Annotated in this window: 4 protein-coding genes; 1 reads left to right on the forward strand and 3 read right to left on the reverse strand. The window is 70.6% G+C overall.

All coding sequences use genetic code 11. The annotated features are described in order from the left end of the window. The coding region (locus RT309_RS13730) for a biotin carboxylase N-terminal domain-containing protein (protein WP_313357928.1) at window positions 1-1508 on the reverse strand (1508 nt) is incomplete at its 3' end. Window positions 1509-1513: 5 nt separating this feature from the next. Further along, entirely contained in the window at window positions 1514-3067 is a 1554-nt protein-coding gene (locus RT309_RS13735; protein WP_313357930.1) for a carboxyl transferase domain-containing protein, read from the reverse strand. A gap of 92 nt (window positions 3068-3159) precedes the next feature. Here RT309_RS13735 and RT309_RS13740 point away from each other — a divergent pair, with 92 nt between their 5' ends. Then, a complete protein-coding gene (locus tag RT309_RS13740; RefSeq protein WP_313357933.1) occupies window positions 3160-3756 on the forward strand; it encodes a TetR/AcrR family transcriptional regulator in 597 nt (198 codons plus the stop codon). 101 nt (window positions 3757-3857) lie between these two features. Here the strand turns inward: RT309_RS13740 and RT309_RS13745 are convergent. Continuing rightward, window positions 3858-4745 (reverse strand): dihydrolipoamide acetyltransferase family protein (locus RT309_RS13745; protein ID WP_313357935.1); only part of this gene is annotated, 888 nt, incomplete at its 5' end.

Here is a 4745-nt window from a genome sequence, read left to right on the forward strand (position 1 = left end):
GTGTCGTCGTCGGTCACGAACTCGGTGCGCGGCGGCGCCGCGGCGCCTCCGATACGCCAGCCCGGCAGCTCATGCCAGACGTCGGCGGAGGCCCTCGGGCGGCTGATCGGCCCGGCTTGCGCGACAGCCTGCGCGGCCGCGGCCAACATCGCCGGCGTCGGCTGCGAAGGGGTGAACGGCAGCATCGTCTCGATCAGGCCCGTGTCGAGGTCGCCCCGCCGTACGCGCTCGTCGCGGAGCAGGGCGCGCAGGAAGGCGATGTTCGTCTCGACTCCCAGCACGACGGTGCGGGCGAGAGCGGCGTCCAGACGCCGCAGGGCGGTCGCACGATCGGCGCCGTATGCGATGACCTTCGCGATCATCGGATCGTAGAACCCGCTGATCTCCGAACTCGTCTCGATCGCGGCATCCACCCGCACGTCGCGCGGAGGATCGAACAGCAGAACGCGGCCGGTGGACGGCAGGAACCCGCGCTCCGGCGATTCCGCGTAGACCCGTGCCTCGACGGCGTGACCGCGCACGGCCGGGGCCGGATCGATCGCACCGCCGGCGGCGATGTGCAGCTGCAGGGCGACGAGGTCGAGACCCGTCACCTCCTCGGTGACCGGATGCTCGACCTGCAGACGCGTGTTCATCTCGATGAAGAACACGTCGTCGACGGCGTCGGCCTCGACGAGGAACTCCACCGTGCCGGCGCCGACGTAGTCGACGCTCTTCGCCGCGGCCACCGCCGCGTCGAGCAGCCGGCGGCGCACCGCGTCGGGAAGGTGCGCCGCGGGCGCCTCCTCGATCACCTTCTGGTGGCGACGCTGCAAGGTGCATTCCCGCTCGCCGAGGGCGATGACCGTGCCGTGTGCGTCGCCGAAGACCTGCACCTCGATGTGCCGCGGCCGCTGCACGAGGCGCTCGAGCACCATCGAGTCGTCGCCGAACGCCGCGGTGGCGACGCGCCGCGCGGTCGCGAGGGCGCCGACGAGCTCGTCGCCGGCGCGGACGATCTCCATCCCCTTGCCGCCGCCGCCCGCGCTGGGCTTGACCAGCAGCGGGTAGCCGACCTCATCGGCACGGGCGCGGATCTGGTCGTCGTCGAGGCCCGCGGCCGTGAAGCCGGGCACCACGGGCACGCCGTGACGCGCGACGTGGTCGCGCGCCGTCGCCTTGTCGCCCATGATCTCGAGCGCGCGCTCGCCGGGTCCGATGAAGGTCACACCGGCGCCCGCGCAGGCGCGGGCCAGCTGGACGCTCTCGGAGAGGAATCCGTATCCGGGGTGGATGGCCTGGGCTCCGGATGCCTGTGCGGCGGCCATGATGGCATCCACGTTCAGGTATGAATCCGACGCAGCCGATCCGCCGATATGGAGGGCCTGGTCTGCTTCGCGGACGTGCGGTGCGTGCGCGTCGGCGTCGCTGTACACGGCGACGCTGCGCATCCCGAGGTCGCGCAGGGTGCGGATGATGCGGCGGGCGATCTCGCCGCGGTTGGCGACGAGGACGGTGTCGATGGTCATGGTGCTCACATCCGGAAGAGGCCGAAGCGCGGGTCGGGCAGGGGCGTCCGGGAGACGACGTCGAGCGCGAGTCCGAGCAGGTCGCGGGTCTGGTCGGGGTCGACGATCCCGTCGTCCCAGAGTCGCGCGGTGGCGTAGTACGGCTCGCCCTGCGCCTCGTACTGGCTGCGGACGGGCGCCTCGAACTCGGCGCGCTGCTCGGCGGTCCACGGTGTTCCCGCCGCGGTGAGCTGATCCTCCTTGACCGTGGCGAGGACGGATGCCGCCTGTGGGCCGCCCATCACCGAGATGCGGCTGGCCGGCCAGCTCCACAGGAATCGCGGCGAGTACGCGCGACCGCACATCGAGTAGTTGCCGGCGCCGAACGAGCCGCCGATGATCACGGTCAGCTTCGGCACGCGGGTGGTGGCGACGGCGGTCACCATCTTCGCGCCGTCCTTCGCGATGCCGCCGGCCTCAGCCTCGGTGCCGACCATGAATCCGGTGATGTTCTGCAGGAACAGCAGCGGGATGCCGCGCTGGTCGCAGAGCTCGATGAAGTGCGCGCCCTTCAGCGCGGATTCGCTGAACAGCACGCCGTTGTTGGCGACGATCCCGATCGGGTGTCCGTGCAGCCGAGCGAATGCGGTCACGAGGGTGGTGCCGTACTCGGGCTTGAACTCGCTGACGCTGTCGGCGTCGACGAGCCGGTCGATCACCTCGTGCACGTCGTACGCGGCGTTGACGTCGACGGGGACGACGTCGTAGAGGCTTCCGGTCTCGCGGGGATGGATGCTCGGCCCGACGTGCCACGCCGGCGGCGCCGGCTGCGGCAGCGTCGCGACGATGTCACGGAGGATCTCGAGGGCGTGCTCGTCGTCGTCGGCCAGGTGATCGACGACCCCCGAGCGGCGGGCGTGCAGCTCTCCCCCGCCCAGCTCCTCGGCGGTGACGACCTCGCCGATCGCGGCCTTCACCAGCGGCGGACCGCCGAGGAAGATGGTGCCCTGACCCCGCACGATCACGGTCTGGTCGCTCATCGCCGGCACGTACGCGCCGCCGGCCGTGCACGAGCCGAGCACGGCCGCGAGCTGCGGGATGCCCTCCGCCGACATGCGCGCCTGGTTGAAGAAGATGCGCCCGAAGTGATCGCGGTCGGGGAACACCTCGTCCTGCTTCGGGAGGAAGGCGCCGCCTGAGTCGACGAGGTAGAGGCAGGGCAGTCGGTTCTCGATCGCGATCTCCTGCGCACGCAGATGCTTCTTCACCGTCATCGGGAAGTACGTGCCGCCCTTCACGGTCGGGTCGTTGCAGACGACCATCACGTGCCTGCCGTGCACCAGCCCGATACCGGCGACCACCCCGGCACCCGGAGCCTCGTCGCCGTACAGTCCGTTCGCGGCGAGAGGGGCGACCTCGATGAACGGACTTCCCTCGTCGAGCAGCCGGTCGACACGGTCGCGCGGCAGCATCTTGCCGCGGGCGACATGCCGTTCGCGGGAGCGCTCCGGACCGCCGAGTGCGGCGGCGGCGAGGCGCTCGCGCAGTTCTGCGGCGAGAGTCTGCTGGGTGGCCGGCATCGCGGGTCCTCCTCGACCATTGCGGAAAATTCGCGCCAGAAAGGTTAGTGTTCACTAACCCCGGCAATTCAGGTTAGCGAGGATTAACCGAAATGACAACGCCTGTCACGTCGCGCAACCGCGCCAAAGCGGAGCGCACCGATGCGATCCTCGTCGCGGCCGCCGCGCTGTTCGGCGCTCGAGGGTACTCGAGCGTGAGCCTGGAGGACATCGGCGCCGCTGTCGGCGTCTCCGGCCCCGCCGTGTACCGGCATTTCGCAGGCAAGCAGGCACTCCTCGGCGCGCTGCTCATCGGTGTGAGCGAAGACCTCGTCGCCGGCGGCACTGCCGTCGTGCACGGAACAGCCGATGAACGCATCCGCATGGCGATGCTCGTCGACTTCCACGTCGACTTCGCTCTGCGCAACGCCGACGTCATCCGCGTGCAGGACCGCGATCTCTCCCATCTGACGCAAGGTTCGCGATCGGACGTGCGGCGACTGCAGCGTGCGTACATCGGACTGTGGATCGACGCGCTCGGCGCTCTCGTGACGGGCGAGCGGGAGGAGCTGCGTCTGCGCGTCCAGGCGTGCTTCGGGCTGCTGAACTCCACCCCGCACAGCACCTCGGCCGCGCTGCGCACGCGCACGGACACGGCGCGCGTGCTCGCCGCGATGGCGATGGCCGCTCTGACCGCCGGCGACGGCTGACCGCTTTCACCGGCGGCGACCGGGGTCCACCGCCGACGGATCCCCGGCCGGCCGTCGGCAGACCCCACGCCGGCGGCCGACCGGTTTCGAGCCGACGCGGCTCAGTAGAGCAGAGCCCGGCCCGGCTGCTCGAGGATGTCGGCGACGTCCTTGAGGAAGCGCGCGCCCTCGGCCCCGTCGACGAGCCGGTGGTCGAACGACAGGCTCAGCGTCATCATCTGACGCAGGGCGATCTCACCGCGGTACTCCCACGGCTGACGTCGCACCGCCCCGACGGCGAGGATCCCGGACTGCCCAGGAGGCAGGATCGGCGTTCCCGCATCGATGCCGAACACGCCGATGTTGGTGATCGAGAAGGTGCCGCCGGCGAGCTCCGCCGGGCTGGTCTTGCCGGCACGTGCCGTCTGCGTGAGCTGGGCGAGCGCGTCGGCCATCCCCGTGAGGGACAGTCGCTCGGCGTCGCGGATGATCGGCACGATCAGGCCGCGCTCGGTCGCTGCGGCGATGCCCAGATCGACGAAGTGATTGTGCACGATCTCGCCCGCAGGCTCGTCCCAGGTCGCGTTCAGCGACGGGGTGCGGCCGAGAGCGAGAGCCACCGCCTTCGCGATCACCACGAGCGGTCCGATGCGGTGCTCGGCGAGTGACCTGTCGGCCTTCAGCTGATCTATCAGCTCCATGGTCGCGGTGACGTCGACGGTGTGGAACGTGGTGACGTGCGGAGCGGTGAACGCGCTCTGCACCATCGCCTGGGCGGTGTGCTTGCGCACACCCTTGATCGGGATGCGGGTCTGCGCACGCGCTCCCGACGGCACGAGCTGAAGGGCAGGCGACGCAACCGGTGCCGGCTCGGTCGCCGCAGTGGCCGAGCCCGTGCGCTCGGCATAGGCATCCACATCGTCGCGGGTGATCACCCGGTCGCCGACGTCGGCGGCGACCAGCGCGAGATCGACGCCGAGGCGCTTCGCGTGCGCGCGCACCGGTGGGGT

The organism is Microbacterium sp. (assembly GCF_032084865.1).
GTDB lineage: Bacteria > Actinomycetota > Actinomycetes > Actinomycetales > Microbacteriaceae > Microbacterium.

Excerpts from the sequence above, each read along its gene's own strand:
- RT309_RS13735 (WP_313357930.1), bottom strand. The coding sequence starts at position 3,067 with ATGCCGGCCACCCAGCAGACTCTCGCCGCAGAACTGCGCGAGCGCCTC.
- RT309_RS13740 (WP_313357933.1), top strand. The coding sequence starts at position 3,160 with ATGACAACGCCTGTCACGTCGCGCAACCGCGCCAAAGCGGAGCGCACC.